This window comes from Ruegeria sp. AL1, from assembly GCF_056540905.1.
The window spans coordinates 552,616-567,992 of sequence record NZ_JBQFXP010000001.1 but is presented as its reverse complement, the minus strand read 5'-3'; the positions used below and the strand labels follow the sequence as shown (position 1 = coordinate 567,992).

Here is a 15,377-nt window from a genome sequence, read left to right as displayed (position 1 = left end):
AGGGAGAAACACATGAAAAAGCTTCTTTTGGCCGCTGCGGCCTCGGCGCTGTGCGCGTCAGGTGCGTTTGCCGAGGTGAAGGTCGGGATGATTACGACATTGTCGGGCGGCGGCGCGGGTCTGGGTATTGATGTCCGGGACGGGTTCATGCTGGCCATCGCGCAATCAGGTCGTGACGATATCGAGGTTGTCATCGAAGACGATCAGCGCAAGCCGGATATCGCGGTGCAACTGTCGGACAAGATGATCCAGTCCGAGCGGGTGGACGTGATGACCGGCATCATCTGGTCGAATCTCGCTATGGCGGTGGTGCCGGCGGCAGTGAATCAGAACGTGTTTTATCTGTCCCCCAACGCGGGGCCGTCTCCTCTGGCGGGCAAGGGGTGTCATCAGAACTACTTCAACGTGGCCTGGCAGAACGACAATCTGCACGAGGCGGCAGGCGCATATGCAAATGGCGTCGGATACGAAAAGTCGTTCATCATGGCCCCGAACTACCCGGCTGGCACGGATGCTCTGACCGGTTACAAGCGGTTCTTCGAGGGTGATCTGGCCGGTGAGGTCTATACCAAGCTGGGACAGACGGATTACGCGGCCGAGATCGCACAGATCCGGGCCAGCGACGCGGACAGCGTCTTTTTCTTCCTGCCCGGCGGGATGGGGATTTCCTTCCTCAAGCAATATGCCGACAGCGGTATCGACCTGCCGGTGGTTGGCCCGGCGTTCAGCTTCGATCAGGGTATCCTGCAGGCGGTCGGCGATGCGGCGATGGGTGTGGTGAACACTTCGCAGTGGAACAAGGATATCGACAACCCGACCAATGCGGCGTTTGTGGAAAGTTTCCAGGCGGAATACGGACGCCTCCCGTCGCTCTATGCCAGCCAGGGATTTGATACCGCGAACCTGTTGCTGTCCGCGTTGGACAAGGCTGATCCGGCGGATGCCGACGCGTTTCGCGAGGCGCTGCGGGCTGCGGAATTTGACAGCACACGCGGGGATTTCTCGTTCGGCCCGAACCATCACCCGGTTCAGACCATCTATGCACGTGAGGTGATCAAGGAAGGTGACGTCTTCACCAACAAGATCATCGGCACCGCGCTGGAAGGTCACTCGGACGCGTACGCGGCTGATTGCAAGATGTAAGCGATTTCTGCCTGCCCTCATCTGCGGGGCAGGCAGATACCCGGAGTTCTCATGTCATCGATCCTGATAATCGAGCAGATCCTGAACGGTCTGCAATTCGGCGTCATGCTCTTTTTGATGGCCGCCGGTCTGACGCTGATCTTCGGCGTAATGGGCCTGATCAATCTTGCCCATGGCTCACTGTATATGGTGGGCGCGTTTGCCGCTGCTGCCGTTGCGGGGGCGACCGGATCGTTTTTCATGGGTCTGATCGCGGCGCTGGCAGCGGCTGCGCTGGCGGGGGCCATCATCGAAATGGTGGTGATCCGGCGGCTGTATGACGCCGCGCATCTGGATCAGGTGCTGGCGACCTTTGCCCTGATCCTGATCTTCTCGGAAGGCACGCGGTGGGTCTTTGGCTCATTTCCGCTGTTTTTGAACATCCCCGAGATGCTGTCGGGGCCGGTGACGCTGCCCGGTGGGATAGAGTACCCGCTATACCGCCTGACTCTGATCGGAGTCGGACTGGCGGTTGCTGTCGGGTTGTGGCTGCTGATCGAACGGACACGGCTGGGCATACAAATCCGTGCGGGTGAGAATGACCGCGAGATGATTGCCGCTTTGGGCGTCGACATCTCAAAGCTCTACACACTGGTTTTTGCGCTGGGCGCAGCGCTAGCCGGTCTGGCCGGGGCACTGGTTGGCGCGATCCAGTCGGTGCAGGTGGGCATGGGAGAGCCTGTGCTGATCCTCGCCTTTGTCGTGATCGTCATCGGCGGCATCGGCTCGATCCGCGGGGCGTTCATCGGTGCGCTGCTGGTTGGCCTGACGGATACGCTGGGCGGTGTGTTCCTGCCCGAGTTGTTCAAGCTGTTCATGGACACCGGTGCGGCCCAGAAAAGCGGCTCGGCCATTGCTTCGATGGGAATTTACATTCTGATGGGGCTGGTTCTGATCTGGCGTCCCACCGGCCTGTTCGGAGCGCGGGCATGAGGATAAACGAAAGACTGATCAACGCCCTTGTCATAGGTGGTCTGCTGCTGTTGCCGCTATGGGCCATGGCGATGGACCAGCCGTTCACCATCACTTTGGTGACGCGCGCGGTCATCCTTGCATTGGCGGCTGTTGGGCTCAACCTGATCCTGGGGATCGGAGGGATGGTCAGCTTTGGTCATGCGGCGTTCTTTGGAATCGGGGGCTATTCCATGGGCATTCTGGCCTACCATGCGCAGACCTATACCGCGCTGGACCTTGGGATATTCGCGACCGATGGCACCAATTCGATGCCGATCATCTGGCTGGTGGCGATGATTGCGTCAGGAATTGTGGCCTTTTTTATCGGCCTTCTGTCGCTGCGCACCTCGGGTGTTTACTTCATCATGATCACGCTCGCCTTTGGTCAGATGTTCTTTTACTTCGCGATTTCATGGGCGCAATATGGTGGCGAGGATGGGTTGTCGATCTATGTTCGCAACGGTTTTCCGGGGCTGAATACGCTGGTGCCGATCCAGTTCTTTGGCATTTGTTTTGCTCTGTTGTGTGCCACATTATTCCTGTTTGCGCGCCTGCAGGCGTCGCCATTCGGGCTGGCGCTGAACGCCGCGCGCCAGACCGATGCGCGTGTCGAAACCGTGGGCCTCAACCCGATGCGCCTCAAGCTGCTGGCCTTTGTGCTTTCGGGGGCGATAACGGGGTTGGCCGGGGCACTGTTTGCGGATCTGAACCGGTTTGTATCCCCGACCATGTTCAGCTGGCAATTGTCCGGTGAATTGATCGTGCTGATCATCATCGGTGGCGTGGGACGCCTGATGGGGCCGGTGATCGGGGCCTGTGTCTTTGTCGCGCTGGAGCATTTTTTGGGCGAGTTGACCGAGTTCTGGCACGTTTATCTTGGCATCATCCTGCTGTGTATCGTCCTGTTCGGGCGCGGCGGTCTGATCGGGCTTTTGACGGGTAAGGAGGGCGCGCATGTCTGAGCCTGTTCTTGCAACCCACGGCCTGAACAAACGGTTCGGCGCACTGATCGCGACAAACGACGTGTCGATTGACCTGCGGCCCGGTGAAATCCACGCCATCATCGGCCCGAACGGAGCGGGCAAGTCCACTCTGATCAAACAAATCTGCGGCGGGCTGAGGCCGGATGCCGGGCAGGTCATCTTGTGCGGGCAGGACGTTTCGGACCTTGGCACGCAAGCGCGCGCGCGGGCAGGGCTGGGGCGGACATTCCAGATTTCGGACCTGTGTATGGAAGATACCGTTCTGGAAAACGCGGTACTGGGTGCCATGGGTGCCGAAGGGGCAGCCTGGCGCTTCTGGCGCAGCGCGCTAAAGACAAAGTCCCTGTGCGATAAGGCCGAGGCAGCGCTTGCGCGGGTCGGTCTGAGCGCCGAGCGCGACATGCGATGCGCCGACCTCAGCCACGGGCAGCGCCGCCAATTGGAGGTCGCAGTTGCGCTGACCCTGTCACCGCGCGCGTTTATCATGGACGAACCCATGGCGGGGCTGGGGGCCGAAGGCTCTAAAAGGTTGACCGGGTTTCTGGACGGATTGCGGGACGAAGCCCCGATCCTATTGGTTGAACACGACATGGATGCGGTCTTTGCGCTGGCCAACCGGATCAGCGTTCTGGTCTATGGCAAGGTGATCGCCACCGGCACCGCGGATGAGATCCGAGCCAGCCGCGAGGTGCGCGAAGCCTACCTGGGGGATGAGGTATGAGCTTTCTCACGATCCGGAACCTCACCGCAAGCTACGGCGTCAGTCAGGCGCTGTTCGGCGTTGATCTGACCATGGCCGAGGGGGAGGTGACCGCGCTGATGGGGCGCAACGGGATGGGTAAGACAACGACGGTCAAGGCGATTTGCCAGATGATCCGGTCCGAGGGGACTCTGACGCTGGACGGCCAGAACCTACAGGCGCTGCCCAGCCACAAAGTGGCCCGGAGAGGCGTCGGGCTGGTGCCGGAGGGGCGGCGATGCTTTGCCGACCTGACGGTGCGCGAGAATCTGGTCGCCGCAGCGCGTACGGGGCCATGGACCCTGAAAACCGTATCTGATCTGTTTCCCCGATTGTTTGAAAGGCAGGACCAGCGTGCGGTGTCTCTGTCTGGTGGTGAGCAGCAAATGCTGGCCATCGGGCGTGCCTTGATGACCAATCCGCGCCTGTTGATCCTGGACGAAGCTACCGAAGGTCTGGCCCCGATCATCCGGCAGGAAATCTGGGCGGCGCTGCGCCGGTTGAAACAGGATACCAAAGTTTCGATCCTGCTGATCGACAAGTCGCTGAAAGAACTGGCGGCAGTCTCGGACAAGGCTGTGATCCTGGAACGGGGCAAGACCGTCTGGTCTGGTGCCATGACCGACCTGACCCGGGACATTTCAGAAAGATATGTGGGGGTCTGATGGCGTTCGAGTTTCATCAGAAAGTGCTGTTCAGACACTGCGACGCTGCAGGGATCGTGTTCTACCCCCGATATTTCGAAATGATGAACGATTGTGTCGAGGCATTCTTTGATCAGGCCCTGAAAACGCCACTTGAGGAATTGCACAAAACTGCTGCGATCCCGACGGCCCAGATCGAAACCCAGTTTTCAGCGCCCAGCCGACATGGGGATGATCTGTCGTTTGCCCTCGTGATAAAAAAAGTCGGCCGCAGCTCGGCCGCGTATGTCATGACGGCCCATTGCCAGAAGACGCTTCGGTTCACCACAACGGCCACGCTTGTCTACGTCAACGGACAAGGCCGCCCAACCCCATGGCCGGACGCGCTTCGCGAAAACCTCACTGTATTCAAGGACCCTCAGACATGAGCCATCGCACTATCCACCCGACCGGCTGGTTGCCCGCCAAAGGATACGCTAACGGGATGCTGACCAAAGACGGCACGTTGCATATCGGCGGTCAAATCGGTTGGGATGCCAACAAGAAATTTGTCGAAGGCGGCTTCATCAGCCAGATGAAACAGGCTCTGCGCAACATCGCGGCGATTGTAGAAGAGGCGGGCGGGCAGGTCAGCGATGTGACCCGCCTGACATGGTTTGTAACCGACAAAAGCGAGTATCTGGCCCGGCAGGCCGAGGTCGGCGCCGCATATCGCGAGGTGTTCGGCAGGCACTTTCCGGCCATGTCTATGATCATTGTGGCCGGACTGGTCGAAGATGAAGCGCTGGTCGAAATCGAGGCAACTGCGCATCTGAGCTGATTGCCGAACACCCGAAACCGCCGTCGCATTTCCCGAACGCGCCATGCCGCGGTAGCGGCCCGTGCAATCCTCTGCCTTACGGATCGCGCACTGCTGTCGCACAAGCTGTACGAGCGGTGACAACTGCGCCGTGGATTGCGAGGTTTTTCGAGAAAAATGGTAGCCCGTAGGGGAATCGAACCCCTCTTTCCAGGTTGAAAACCTGGCGTCCTAACCGATAGACGAACGGGCCATCTGGACCTTGCAAGCGTAAATGGTAGCCCGTAGGGGAATCGAACCCCTCTTTCCAGGTTGAAAACCTGGCGTCCTAACCGATAGACGAACGGGCCACGCTGGCTTGTGGAGGGCCTTTTACGGCCTACCTTCCCCCCCCGCAAGCCGAAAAACGTAACGCAGGGCAACTTTTTTGAAACCCTTCCGGCCCGTTGGAAAACCGGGTCAATTCGCCTCGGCAGCGTCTTCCAGACGCAGTTGAACGCTCTGACGCCCACCCCAGGAATTCAACTCAAGCCGTCCGGCAAAATGAAAGCGCGCACCACCATGATTGGATAGCCGCTCGCCCAGAGGTCCCTCGAAAGCGCCAAAGGCGATCGCATCCAATCCGCCGGATATGCCGTCAGACAAGGACAGTTTCAGATGTGTTTCGCCCACCCGTTTGGCAAAGCGAACCTGAAGATCGGGAAGGGCATAACGTGGCGCGGGCGCACCGGCCCCAAAAGGTCCGGCCTGTTCTATCTGCTCGATCAGGTCTACCGACGTCGCAGTGGGCATCAATGCGCCGTCCAGCTTCAGGTCAGCCGGGCCAACCTGTCCTGCGCCCTGCTTGGCCAAAAGCTCGGACAGGCGCGCCATCGCAGGTTCCAGTTGATCGCGCATAACAGTCAGGCCCGCCGCCATCTTATGCCCGCCGCCCTTGACCAACAGACCCTCTGAGGCCAGGCGCTGGATCGACGCGCCAAGATCAACACCCGACACCGACCGGCCAGACCCCTTGCCCTCGTGACCATCAAACCCGATCACAATGGCGGGCCGGTTCGCCGCTTCCTTGAGGCGCGACGCAACGATCCCGACGACACCGGGATGCCAGCCCTCGTCGGCTGCCCAGACCAAAGGCGCATCGAGCCCCCGTTCTTCTGCCTGCGCCATGGCTGCGGCGCGCACGGCATTCTCGATCTCGCGCCGTTCCGTGTTCAACGCGTCCAACCGCTCAGAAAGTGCTTCAGCCTCGCTGACCGATCCCGTGCTCAACAGTCGCGCGCCCAGATCGGCCTGACCAATCCGCCCTCCTGCATTGACACGTGGACCCAGTAAAAACCCCAGATGATAACTGTTCGGTGCCGTATCCATGCGGGCCACATCTGACAGCGCGACAAGACCGGGTCGTTGTCTCTGCGCCATCACCTTCAGACCCTGCCGGACAAGCGCGCGATTGGCCTCGATCAATGGGGCCACATCCGCAACCGTGGCCAAAGCCACCAGATCCAGCAGAGGGATCAGGTCCGGCCCCTTGGCCCCGGCCTCGCGTAGCTGCCGCCCGGCCTCGACCAGCATCAGAAACACCACCGCAGCGGCACAGAGATAGCCCAGATCGCCGCTTTCATCCTGCCGGTTCGGGTTCACCACGGCCACGCAATCCGGCAGGGTTTCCCCGCCCAGATGGTGATCCAGCACGATCACATCCGAACCCTTGGCCGCAGCAATGGGTTTGTGACTCAGCGTTCCGCAATCCACGCAGATGATCAGATCATGGCTTTCCGCCAGTTCCTGCATGGCGGGCACATTGGGCCCATAGCCCTCATCTATCCGATCGGGCACGTAGAGCGTTGCGGGCGATCCCATCTGGCGCAGCCACACCAACAACAGCGCCGCCGAAGATCCGCCATCCACGTCATAATCCGCAAACACCGCGATTTTCTGCCGTTTGCGCACAGCTTCCAGAAACCGGGCCGCAGCAACTTCCATATCCCGCAATGCGCGCGGGTCAGGCAGCAGTTCTTTCAGCTTGGGCTCCAGAAACCCCGCGGCCTCCATCGCCGGGACACCGCGCCGCGCAAGAACCTGACAGACCGCACGGGGTAAATCGGTCTGCTGCGCCATCATCTCCGTTGCCCGCTCGACCTCGACCCCCGGTCCAACCCAGCGCCGCCCGCTCAACGATTGCTCAATACCCAGAAACGCCACATCTCACCTCATGCATCAAGGCCGGACCCATCCGGACCCGGCCTCTTCATCTTTTTACAAATACTCTCGCCGAAGGCAGCGGCGCAAGCCGCTATGCGTCGGTATGCGACCACATCGGCGTGCGGTAGGACATGCGCCGGACCGAGCCTGTCTTGGACCGCATCAACAACGTCGTCGTCTCGACCCAGCCCGGTTCCCGCTTGATGCGCGGCAGCAGCGAGCCTCCGGTCACGCCAGTGGCGGCAAAGATCACATCGGCGGTCACCATCTCGTCGCGCGCGTAAACGCGGTCCAGATCGGTGATGCCTGCCTTGGTGGCGCGGCCGCGCTCGTCATCATTGCGGAACAACAGCCGGCCAAAGATCTGGCCACCCATGCATTTCAGAGCCGCAGCCGCCAGCACGCCCTCAGGCGCGCCACCCTGACCCATATACATATCGATGCCGGTCACTTCGCTTTCGGCACAGTGCATGACACCGGCCACGTCGCCATCGGTGATCAGACGGATCGAGGCACCGGTCTCGCGCACCTCGGCGATCATCGCCTCGTGGCGCGGACGTTCCAGAATGCAGACGGTGATATCAGCAGGTTCGCAGCCTTTGGCCTTGGCCAGCGCCTCGACGCGTTCGCGCGGGGTCATGTCCAGATTGACGACGTTGTCGGGGTATCCCGGCCCAACGGCCAGCTTGTCCATATATACGTCCGGCGCATGCAGCATGGATCCGCGCGGGCCCATGGCGATCACGGTCAGCGCGTTGGGCATATCCTTGGCGGTCAGCGTGGTGCCTTCCAGCGGGTCCAACGCGATATCCACGCCGGGGCCTTCACCGGTGCCGACCTCTTCGCCGATGAACAACATCGGGGCTTCGTCGCGCTCACCTTCCCCGATGACGACCACGCCTGCGATATCCAGCAGGTTCAGTTGTTCGCGCATCGCGTTGACTGCGGCCTGATCGGCGGCTTTCTCGTCTCCGCGCCCCACAAGCGAGGCCGAGGCCAATGCAGCCTGTTCAGCCACCCGGGCCAGGCCCAAAGACAGCAGGCGGTCGTTAAAATCGGTCTTGGCGGCGTTCATGTCCCGTAATCCTTTGGTCAGTTCTGGCGTTTTATCCGGCATAGCCTGCGCGGCGCGCTGCCCGCAAGGGGTCAAACCTGCTCGATGCGAAGCGCGACGGGCGCTCCGGCCACCACATCCGTGGCGCGCAAGCCCTCAAGCGCATGGTCCAGTGTTGTGCGGGTGGTTTTGTGGGTCACGATCAGCACAGGGGCGGTGCTCTCGGAATGGCCGTATTGACGCATCCGGTCGATCGATACGCCAGAATCTCCCAAAATCGCGGCCACCTTGGCCAACGCTCCGGGTTTGTCCAGCAGACCAAGACGCAGATAATAGGGCGCGGGCAGGCCGGTGACGGCAGGCTTCGCCTCTTCCAGCGATGCCGCAGGGCGCCCAAATGTCGGGATTTGCAGCCCACGCGCCAGATCGCAGACATCGCCCATCACGGCGCTGGCTGTTGGTCCTTCGCCCGCACCGGGCCCGCGCAGCACGATCTGTTCGACCGCATCGCCATCCAGCACAACCATGTTGGTGCCGCCTTCCAGTTGACCCAGCGGCGAGTCACTGGGCACCAGGCAAGGCTGCATCCGTTGCTCAAGGCCACGAGCCGTGCGCTGTGCCACGCCCAGCAGTTTGATGCGATAGCCCATGTCGGCAGCCTGATGGATATCATCCAGGCTGATCTGCTGAATACCTTCGATCTCGATCCCGTCGAAATTGGGTTTGGTGCCAAACGCGATGGAAGACAACAGCGCCAGCTTGTGCGCTGCATCGATACCGCCGACATCGAGGTTCGGGTCAGCCTCAAGATAGCCCAACAGCGCACATTCCTCGAACAGGGCGTTATATCCAAGTTCCTGCGACTGCATCCGTGTCAGAATGTAGTTGCAGGTGCCGTTCATGACGCCCATGACGCGCGTGATTTCATTGCCTGCCAGCCCTTCGGTCAGGGATTTGATGACCGGGATGCCCCCGGCCACAGCGGCCTCGAACCGGATCACGCGATCGGAAGCTTCGGCTTTTTCGGCCAGTTCCTGACCGTGAATGGCCAGCAGCGCCTTATTGGCGGTGACAACATCCTTGCCACTGGCCAACGCCGCCTCGACCGAGGCCCTGGCCGGGCCGTTTTCGCCGCCCATAAGTTCGACAAAAACATCGATGTCATCGCGACTGGCCAGGGCAACCGGATCGGTTTCCCAGGCGTAATCGGTCAGCGAAACACCCCGATCCTTGCTTGCGTCCCGTGCAGAAACAGCGGTGATTTCGATAGGGCGACCGGTACGAGCCTGCAGCAAGTCTGCGTGACGGCGGACGATCTTGACGACACCCACGCCAACGGTGCCCAAACCTGCAATTCCAAGCCGCAGCGCCTGTGTCATCCCGTGGGGTCCTTTCCGCTCGAATGTGCTGCACGCAGCACCACCATGTCCTTTGTCGGCTGCCTTAGCGGGTTCGGCGCAGGGGCGCAATCCGAGTCGCGCCGCTGATCACATGAACGGCAGAGATTAGTGGCGAAACCCTAGTTGGTTTGTGCGTTCTGCAATGCTTCGGCCCGTTTTGTCAGGGCCTCGGCGCGTGCCGTCAGCTCTTCCTCGACTTCCGCAGCCTCATTGATGGGATCAACGGGCGCGCCAAGCGTTTCATCCAGCGGGATCAGACGCGGGTAAGGGGCTTTGCGCAGCGATGCCGCCTCGCGCCCCTCAAGCTCGGGGATGTCGGCGCAGCCGGCGCAGGCAATCATCAGAACGATCAAAGGCAACGGTTTCATCGGGCATCTTTCGGTTGCGCTATGGTGACTGTGATGCACCTTTTGCTGGCCCGGATCAAGCGGGGCTTCTATATGAACGATTGTTCATATATCGTGACGCCATGGCGCGCACTCAAGGTTCCCATTCTGATATCACCGGCCCCCGTATCCGCAAAGCGGCGCTTAGCCTGTTTGCGCGGCATGGGTACGCTGCGGTGTCGATGCGTCAGATTGCCAAGGACGTGGGCGTGCAGGCCGGGGCGCTTTACAACTACACGCCGGACAAGCAAAGCCTGCTGTATCACCTGATGCGCGAACATATGCAGGACCTTATGACAGCCTATGACGCGCTGGACACGCCCGACCACCCCGAGGCCGCGCTCCGCCAGTTCGTCAGCTTTCACATCCGCTTTCACCTGCAGCGCCCGGATGAGGTTTTCATCGCCTATATGGAACTGCGCAACCTGACGCCCGAGAATTTCGCGGATATCGAGGCCTTGCGCCGCCGCTATGAAAACGCGCTGGAGGCGATCCTGCAAACCGGACAGGCACGCGGAGAGTTCTCGGTTTCCGACACCAAGATCACCACGCTGGCGGTCATTGCGATGCTGAACGGCGTGATGACGTGGTACCGTGCGGGCGGACGGCTGTCGCTGGACGAGGTCGAGCAGGTCTATTGGGACATGGTGCGCAAGGCCGTTTCGGGCTGAGCCTCGCCGATCAGGTCAGTGGGCGGGCCGAATGAATGTTCCGTTGCGAAGTTCTTTGAATGCTTGCTGCAGCTCGGCCTGCGTGTTCATGACGATCGGGCCATGCCATGCCACAGGCTCATTGATCGGTGCGCCTGATATAAGCAGGAACCGGACGCCTTCGGGGCCTGCCTGAACCGTGATCTCGTCGCCCGTGCCGAACCGGACGAGGGTTCTGTCGCCGGACATGTCGCGGATGTTCACCTCTTGCCCCGCCACCTCTTTTTCCAACAGGACCCCTGTGGGTTGCGACGCATCCGCAAAGGCCGCCTGACCTTCGAAAACATAAGCAAACGCGCGGCGGTACGTGTCGATGCGAAAGGTTTTTCTGACGCCGGCCGGGATATGGATGTCGAGATACTGTGGATCAGCGGCAATTCCATCAACAGGCCCTGTCTTGCCCCAGAACTCACCCACAATGACCCGAACGATTGTGCCGTCATCATCCGTGATCTCGGGGATTTCCGTGCTTTGAACATCCTGATAGCGCGGCGCGGTCATCTTGTGGGCAGAGGGCAAATTCCCCCACAGCTGAAAGCCATGCATCTGGCCGGTCGCCGCACCTTTGGGCATTTCCTGATGCAGGATACCAGACCCGGCGGTCATCCACTGCACGTCTCCGGCACCCAAAGTCCCGTGATTGCCCAGCGAGTCGCTGTGATCCACGGTGCCGGACAGCACATAGGTGATGGTCTCGATGCCGCGATGCGGATGCCAGGGAAACCCCGCCTGATAATCTTCTGGCCGTTCATTTCGAAAATCGTCAAACAGCAGGAACGGATCCAACTCGGACGGGTCCTGAAACCCGAAGGCCCGGTGCAGTTTTACTCCGGCACCTTCCATCGTGGGCACGGCCTTGCGCGTTTCCAATGTGGGTCTGAGGGACATGGGAGCCTCCTGATTTGTTGACTGGAACTTAGCCTGCGTCCCCATGGGTTCAATTTGCGCAGAAACACCGGGTCTGTGCATCGGTGCTCAGAGGTGCTTGTTCCTTGCCCGATGTTGCGGATAGACAGGGCGCACAGGCAGGAGGAAGACATGCAACAAGACGTTCTGGCCACGGTAAGCGCCTCGACCCCACGGCGCTGGCTTGGAGTTGGCATGCTGATTTGCGTTGGCGCATTGGTGGTTTACGTCGCGCTGGCGTCCCCGCCTGAGCCGGAATGGCAGATTTTCCTGCTGATCGTCGGGGCAGGGGCCCTCTGGTTGTCGCACCGCATGTGGACCGCGACCGAAGATGTAATCGAACTGACCCAATCCGAGTTGCGCACGCGTTCGGGTCAGGTCATTTGTTCGGTGGAAGATATCGAGTCGGTGGACCGCGGCGTGTTCGCCTTCAAACCATCCAATGGTTTCCTGGTCCGCACGAAAGGACCCTATGCGCGGTTTTGGGCTCCGGGCCTGTGGTGGAGGTTCGGACATCGCATCGGGATCGGCGGCATGACAGCGGCCGCCGAAACCAAGTTCATGTCAGAGGTGCTGACAGCGATGCTGAGCGAACGAAGCTAGGCTCAGACGGCTCCGTCGATCTCGTTTGTGAAGCGAGGACGCGTGAAAACAAAGTTCTCAAAAGTGACTGAGTAGGGAATGCCCGCCGCAAAAATCGGATCATATCGGTTCGATGTCTCGACGATAATCAACGTGTCCTGATTGGGCATAGGCGGCAGTTTGGATCGCAACTGATCGATATTGCCATTATCCCACTCGTTCGCGAAGCCGCGCGCAGTGGACCAACGTACGTAGTGGCGGTCGTCTTGGGCGTCAAAGGCGATCAATGTCAGCCGCAGGCTGATCGGTGTGCCATTATTTACCATGGTTTGCATCAGCAATTGCAGGGAATCGACATAGGTATCGGTAATTGTTTGCGTTTCTCGCGAGACCAGATCGCTGACCGTATAGGCCGCCTTGAGGTTCGAGGAGCTCTGACGGAACCCTTCGAAAAAGGTAAAGGTTGCCATCATGGTCCAAAGCAGCATGGGCAGGATCAGAATGGCTTCGACAGTCAGGACGCCACTTTCGTCCTCTTTAAACGCTCTCAGGCGTTTGAACGGGTTTGCATTCAGTTTCATGATCTTAGATAGGCTCCTGAACAAATGCGGTGGTCGCCGTCAGAGCGTATTGCCCGGTGTCATCGACAAGGGCCTGACCGATTGTCGAGGTTGGGAAGACAGGATCGATACGGGCGCAGGCTCGCAGGATCATCAGTTCGTTTTCCTGACCGTTGGTGAAGTTGAGAACCGGTTTCACCTCTTCCGACTTGTCCGTGCAATCCGGAGTCGTGCTTAGCACAATACCGGTAAATGCATCCTGACGGATCATCTCAAGACGCAGGTTATCATTGCATTCCTTGATGAAGTTTGCCCGCAGGCAGATGGCGTCTTTCAAGTCGTCATGCTGCGGGTTGGTACCTGTTCCCAGGCGGATGTCGCGCACGGTCAGATCGACCGCGCGCTCCAACATGGCTTGTTGCATCGTCACCAATGACAGCTCAATCCCGCCAAGCACTAGGAACATAAAGCCCGGGAAAAGGAGACAGAACTCGACCGTTACGCTTCCTTTTTCCGATTTTCTGAAGCGCCGTAGTTTTGACAGGGCTTTGAGTATCATTGTGTCAGCCTCAGTTTGCGGATTGACGAAGCGATCGATGCAAAGGCGTCTTCAAGGTCCAGGCCATTCACGTCATATACGTGGCTGGCAGAGCTCGCACAGTCTTTGATGGTTCGATAGCCGGCTCTGGGTGCCTCGAATGCGATACCGTACACGATGATGCCCTGATCTTTTGCGGCATCACAGACATGCTTGGTGTGCTGGTTCTTGGCAGCCGTTTCAACCTTCGCATAGGCCTTGTCGGTCCATTCCGCCTGCGCGCTGGGTTGCCAATGGTAGTTATACTCGGCAATCCATTCGAGTGACGCACGGTTCAGAAGCTCGGGATATGTCAGTCGAATTGCAGTCCCGGGCTCTTGGTTCGAGGCGGTTTCCGGATTGGGGCTGCCATAGGGATGGTCATTCCACACCTGGTTCACGCCCCGGCCTTGTTGCGGCCAGATGAACTTGTGCGGGTTGCCTTCCGAGTGGAACACAGAATAGTCGCCAGAAACAATGTGATACCGCCCGGTATAGTAGTCGTACCAATACCGGTTGGCGCCCGAGTCCGCATTGTACCAGACGTCGGAATACCCTTCCCGCAGTGACGGGTTCAGCATGAACTGATCCGTATTCTGGCCGTCGGTCATCACGATTGCGATTTTCAGAACGTCCCCGCCGTAATCGGACGGACGGTTAGCAAACTTCGCTGGAACGATCTTCTTAGGCGAGTAGGGCAGGTCTTCTTCCGCCGAAAGGTCTTTGACAATCCCGCGCATGCTGGGGTCCAGCAGGGCGACACCCCATTTCATCCCAACGTCGATAGAAGTATTGCCCTTCGGAGTCATTTTTCCGATTTCCGCCAACAGCTTGTCCATGTTGTCGGTCAAAGGCGTAATCGCACTTCCGGGGCGAACCGGGCATACCGGAGTATCGATTGTACCCTCGGAATAGGTAAAGGGGTCGAAATGCGCGGTGCGCTCCAACCGGTCATTACGCTCCAGATCCGAATCGCTGTATTGTTCCGGGATGAAGTTCACGCAATGCGAGTAGTTATGCTCGCTGGTGACATCATTGAACTTGTTCAACAGGGTTTCACCGGCATTGACTTGCGTTGCGTAAGGGATGACCGAGATCGAAATCTGCGACTCACCTTCTTTGTCCAGCATGAGTCTGACAAAGTCGGATGCCGATTTCTTCAGAACTTCGATCTTGGATTTTGTGCGATCCGCCGATGCCCATCTCATCGAACCGGAAATGTCCAGAACCAGCGAGATTTCAACAGCACCGATCGATTCTTCGGCGGCGCTGGTCGCCGTGGCCGTCATATCGAGGATGCCATAGTAGCTCATGAAGTTGGTCGGGATAACAGATTCAGCCGTTGCCAGAACCTTTCTTGACCCAAAGCTGTCTTCGACCTTCACATCCTTGAGCTTTTCAAGAAGCCCAGCCTTGTCCAGGTAAGACTCAACAACTGTTTTAGGCGATTCCGTCTGGTCCAGGTCCGCGGCGGCCAAAACCGCCCGGTCAAGAGTGGACTGAAGGGTTGCACGATCACGTTCGAACTTCATCAGGTCAACGCCAATGCCTGTGACAGCAAGCATTGCAAGAAACCCGATCAGAACAAAGATCGTGAAAGTCCCATCTTCTTTTTCAGCAAATCGCCGTAGACTAATAGACTTGTATGTAGGCGAGCAGCCGCCTTTATTATGCACGTGTGTTTTCATTTCGAAGACTC

Annotated in this window: 17 protein-coding genes and 2 tRNA genes; 9 read left to right on the top strand and 10 right to left on the bottom strand. The window is 59.3% G+C overall.

Annotated elements, in window-relative coordinates; translation table 11 throughout:
• Positions 1 to 12 precede the first annotated feature (12 nt).
• From ACRZ9X_RS02870 to ACRZ9X_RS02840, 7 genes are read left to right on the top strand one after another with little or no spacing between them, the layout of a single operon-like run.
• A complete protein-coding gene (locus ACRZ9X_RS02870) occupies positions 13 to 1,143 on the top strand; it encodes an ABC transporter substrate-binding protein (protein WP_480515843.1) in 1,131 nt (376 codons plus the stop codon).
• 51 nt (positions 1,144 to 1,194) lie between these two features.
• Positions 1,195 to 2,115, top strand: a complete 921-nt coding sequence (locus ACRZ9X_RS02865; RefSeq protein WP_480515842.1) for a branched-chain amino acid ABC transporter permease — start codon at positions 1,195 to 1,197, stop codon at positions 2,113 to 2,115.
• Positions 2,112 to 3,098 (top strand): branched-chain amino acid ABC transporter permease, encoded by a 987-nt coding sequence (locus ACRZ9X_RS02860; protein WP_480515841.1) that lies wholly within the window; start codon positions 2,112 to 2,114, stop codon positions 3,096 to 3,098. The genes ACRZ9X_RS02865 and ACRZ9X_RS02860 overlap by 4 nt, the downstream gene beginning before the upstream one ends.
• A complete protein-coding gene (locus ACRZ9X_RS02855; protein ID WP_480515840.1) occupies positions 3,091 to 3,840 on the top strand; it encodes an ABC transporter ATP-binding protein in 750 nt (249 codons plus the stop codon). The genes ACRZ9X_RS02860 and ACRZ9X_RS02855 overlap by 8 nt, the downstream gene beginning before the upstream one ends.
• On the top strand, positions 3,837 to 4,523 hold the full coding sequence (locus ACRZ9X_RS02850; protein WP_480515839.1) for an ABC transporter ATP-binding protein: 687 nt from the start codon (positions 3,837 to 3,839) through the stop codon (positions 4,521 to 4,523). The genes ACRZ9X_RS02855 and ACRZ9X_RS02850 overlap by 4 nt, the downstream gene beginning before the upstream one ends.
• Positions 4,523 to 4,930, top strand: a complete 408-nt coding sequence (locus tag ACRZ9X_RS02845; protein WP_480515838.1) for an acyl-CoA thioesterase — start codon at positions 4,523 to 4,525, stop codon at positions 4,928 to 4,930. The genes ACRZ9X_RS02850 and ACRZ9X_RS02845 overlap by 1 nt, the downstream gene beginning before the upstream one ends.
• On the top strand, positions 4,927 to 5,322 hold the full coding sequence (locus tag ACRZ9X_RS02840; RefSeq protein WP_480515837.1) for a RidA family protein: 396 nt from the start codon (positions 4,927 to 4,929) through the stop codon (positions 5,320 to 5,322). Before ACRZ9X_RS02845 ends, ACRZ9X_RS02840 begins: the two co-directional genes overlap by 4 nt.
• Positions 5,323 to 5,479: 157 nt before the next feature.
• Here the strand turns inward: ACRZ9X_RS02840 and ACRZ9X_RS02835 are convergent.
• The 6 genes from ACRZ9X_RS02835 to ACRZ9X_RS02810 all read right to left on the bottom strand — a co-directional run bounded on the left by ACRZ9X_RS02835 (position 5,480) and on the right by ACRZ9X_RS02810 (position 10,325).
• A tRNA-Glu gene (locus ACRZ9X_RS02835) sits at positions 5,480 to 5,554 on the bottom strand.
• Positions 5,555 to 5,576: 22 nt separating this feature from the next.
• Positions 5,577 to 5,651, bottom strand: a tRNA-Glu gene (locus ACRZ9X_RS02830).
• A 109-nt stretch (positions 5,652 to 5,760) separates the two neighbouring features.
• On the bottom strand, positions 5,761 to 7,503 hold the full coding sequence (gene recJ, locus ACRZ9X_RS02825; protein ID WP_480515836.1) for a single-stranded-DNA-specific exonuclease RecJ: 1,743 nt from the start codon (positions 7,501 to 7,503) through the stop codon (positions 5,761 to 5,763).
• 91 nt (positions 7,504 to 7,594) lie between these two features.
• On the bottom strand, positions 7,595 to 8,578 hold the full coding sequence (glpX, locus tag ACRZ9X_RS02820; RefSeq protein ID WP_480515835.1) for a class II fructose-bisphosphatase: 984 nt from the start codon (positions 8,576 to 8,578) through the stop codon (positions 7,595 to 7,597).
• Between the two features lie 71 nt (positions 8,579 to 8,649).
• Positions 8,650 to 9,936, bottom strand: coding sequence for a homoserine dehydrogenase (locus tag ACRZ9X_RS02815; protein ID WP_480515834.1), 1,287 nt, complete (start codon positions 9,934 to 9,936; stop codon positions 8,650 to 8,652).
• A gap of 140 nt (positions 9,937 to 10,076) precedes the next feature.
• A complete protein-coding gene (locus tag ACRZ9X_RS02810) occupies positions 10,077 to 10,325 on the bottom strand; it encodes a hypothetical protein (protein ID WP_480515833.1) in 249 nt (82 codons plus the stop codon).
• Between the two features lie 101 nt (positions 10,326 to 10,426).
• Between ACRZ9X_RS02810 and ACRZ9X_RS02805 the strand changes: the two genes are divergently transcribed.
• Complete coding sequence (locus ACRZ9X_RS02805) at positions 10,427 to 11,014, top strand: TetR/AcrR family transcriptional regulator (RefSeq protein WP_480515832.1); 588 nt, start codon at positions 10,427 to 10,429, stop codon at positions 11,012 to 11,014.
• Between the two features lie 15 nt (positions 11,015 to 11,029).
• On the opposite strand, the gene ACRZ9X_RS02800 is transcribed toward ACRZ9X_RS02805, so the two are convergent.
• Positions 11,030 to 11,941, bottom strand: coding sequence for a pirin family protein (locus ACRZ9X_RS02800; RefSeq protein ID WP_480515831.1), 912 nt, complete (start codon positions 11,939 to 11,941; stop codon positions 11,030 to 11,032).
• 150 nt (positions 11,942 to 12,091) lie between these two features.
• Between ACRZ9X_RS02800 and ACRZ9X_RS02795 the strand changes: the two genes are divergently transcribed.
• Positions 12,092 to 12,562, top strand: a complete 471-nt coding sequence (locus ACRZ9X_RS02795) for a hypothetical protein (RefSeq protein ID WP_480515830.1) — start codon at positions 12,092 to 12,094, stop codon at positions 12,560 to 12,562.
• 2 nt (positions 12,563 to 12,564) lie between these two features.
• On the opposite strand, the gene ACRZ9X_RS02790 is transcribed toward ACRZ9X_RS02795, so the two are convergent.
• Genes ACRZ9X_RS02790 through ACRZ9X_RS02780 form a run of 3 tightly spaced genes read right to left on the bottom strand, consistent with a single transcriptional unit; the run spans position 12,565 to position 15,366 of the window.
• Positions 12,565 to 13,122, bottom strand: a complete 558-nt coding sequence (locus tag ACRZ9X_RS02790) for a TadE/TadG family type IV pilus assembly protein (RefSeq protein WP_480515829.1) — start codon at positions 13,120 to 13,122, stop codon at positions 12,565 to 12,567.
• A 4-nt stretch (positions 13,123 to 13,126) separates the two neighbouring features.
• The gene (locus ACRZ9X_RS02785) at positions 13,127 to 13,660 is read right to left on the bottom strand and encodes a TadE/TadG family type IV pilus assembly protein (protein ID WP_480515828.1); all 534 of its coding nucleotides are present in this window, start codon (positions 13,658 to 13,660) and stop codon (positions 13,127 to 13,129) included.
• Entirely contained in the window at positions 13,657 to 15,366 is a 1,710-nt protein-coding gene (locus ACRZ9X_RS02780) for a TadE/TadG family type IV pilus assembly protein (protein WP_480515827.1), read from the bottom strand. Before ACRZ9X_RS02780 ends, ACRZ9X_RS02785 begins: the two co-directional genes overlap by 4 nt.
• Between the last annotated feature and the right edge of the window lie 11 nt (positions 15,367 to 15,377).

What these genes read in the sequence shown, in the direction of transcription:
- ACRZ9X_RS02870 (WP_480515843.1), top strand. Translation starts at nt 13, where the DNA reads ATGAAAAAGCTTCTTTTGGCCGCTGCGGCCTCGGCGCTGTGCGCGTCA.
- ACRZ9X_RS02865 (WP_480515842.1), top strand. Translation starts at nt 1,195, where the DNA reads ATGTCATCGATCCTGATAATCGAGCAGATCCTGAACGGTCTGCAATTC.
- ACRZ9X_RS02860 (WP_480515841.1), top strand. Translation starts at nt 2,112, where the DNA reads ATGAGGATAAACGAAAGACTGATCAACGCCCTTGTCATAGGTGGTCTG.
- ACRZ9X_RS02855 (WP_480515840.1), top strand. Translation starts at nt 3,091, where the DNA reads ATGTCTGAGCCTGTTCTTGCAACCCACGGCCTGAACAAACGGTTCGGC.
- ACRZ9X_RS02850 (WP_480515839.1), top strand. Translation starts at nt 3,837, where the DNA reads ATGAGCTTTCTCACGATCCGGAACCTCACCGCAAGCTACGGCGTCAGT.
- ACRZ9X_RS02845 (WP_480515838.1), top strand. Translation starts at nt 4,523, where the DNA reads ATGGCGTTCGAGTTTCATCAGAAAGTGCTGTTCAGACACTGCGACGCT.
- ACRZ9X_RS02840 (WP_480515837.1), top strand. Translation starts at nt 4,927, where the DNA reads ATGAGCCATCGCACTATCCACCCGACCGGCTGGTTGCCCGCCAAAGGA.
- glpX (WP_480515835.1), bottom strand. Translation starts at nt 8,578, where the DNA reads ATGAACGCCGCCAAGACCGATTTTAACGACCGCCTGCTGTCTTTGGGC.
- ACRZ9X_RS02815 (WP_480515834.1), bottom strand. Translation starts at nt 9,936, where the DNA reads ATGACACAGGCGCTGCGGCTTGGAATTGCAGGTTTGGGCACCGTTGGC.
- ACRZ9X_RS02810 (WP_480515833.1), bottom strand. Translation starts at nt 10,325, where the DNA reads ATGAAACCGTTGCCTTTGATCGTTCTGATGATTGCCTGCGCCGGCTGC.
- ACRZ9X_RS02805 (WP_480515832.1), top strand. Translation starts at nt 10,427, where the DNA reads ATGGCGCGCACTCAAGGTTCCCATTCTGATATCACCGGCCCCCGTATC.
- ACRZ9X_RS02800 (WP_480515831.1), bottom strand. Translation starts at nt 11,941, where the DNA reads ATGTCCCTCAGACCCACATTGGAAACGCGCAAGGCCGTGCCCACGATG.
- ACRZ9X_RS02795 (WP_480515830.1), top strand. Translation starts at nt 12,092, where the DNA reads ATGCAACAAGACGTTCTGGCCACGGTAAGCGCCTCGACCCCACGGCGC.
- ACRZ9X_RS02790 (WP_480515829.1), bottom strand. Translation starts at nt 13,122, where the DNA reads ATGAAACTGAATGCAAACCCGTTCAAACGCCTGAGAGCGTTTAAAGAG.
- ACRZ9X_RS02785 (WP_480515828.1), bottom strand. Translation starts at nt 13,660, where the DNA reads ATGATACTCAAAGCCCTGTCAAAACTACGGCGCTTCAGAAAATCGGAA.
- ACRZ9X_RS02780 (WP_480515827.1), bottom strand. Translation starts at nt 15,366, where the DNA reads ATGAAAACACACGTGCATAATAAAGGCGGCTGCTCGCCTACATACAAG.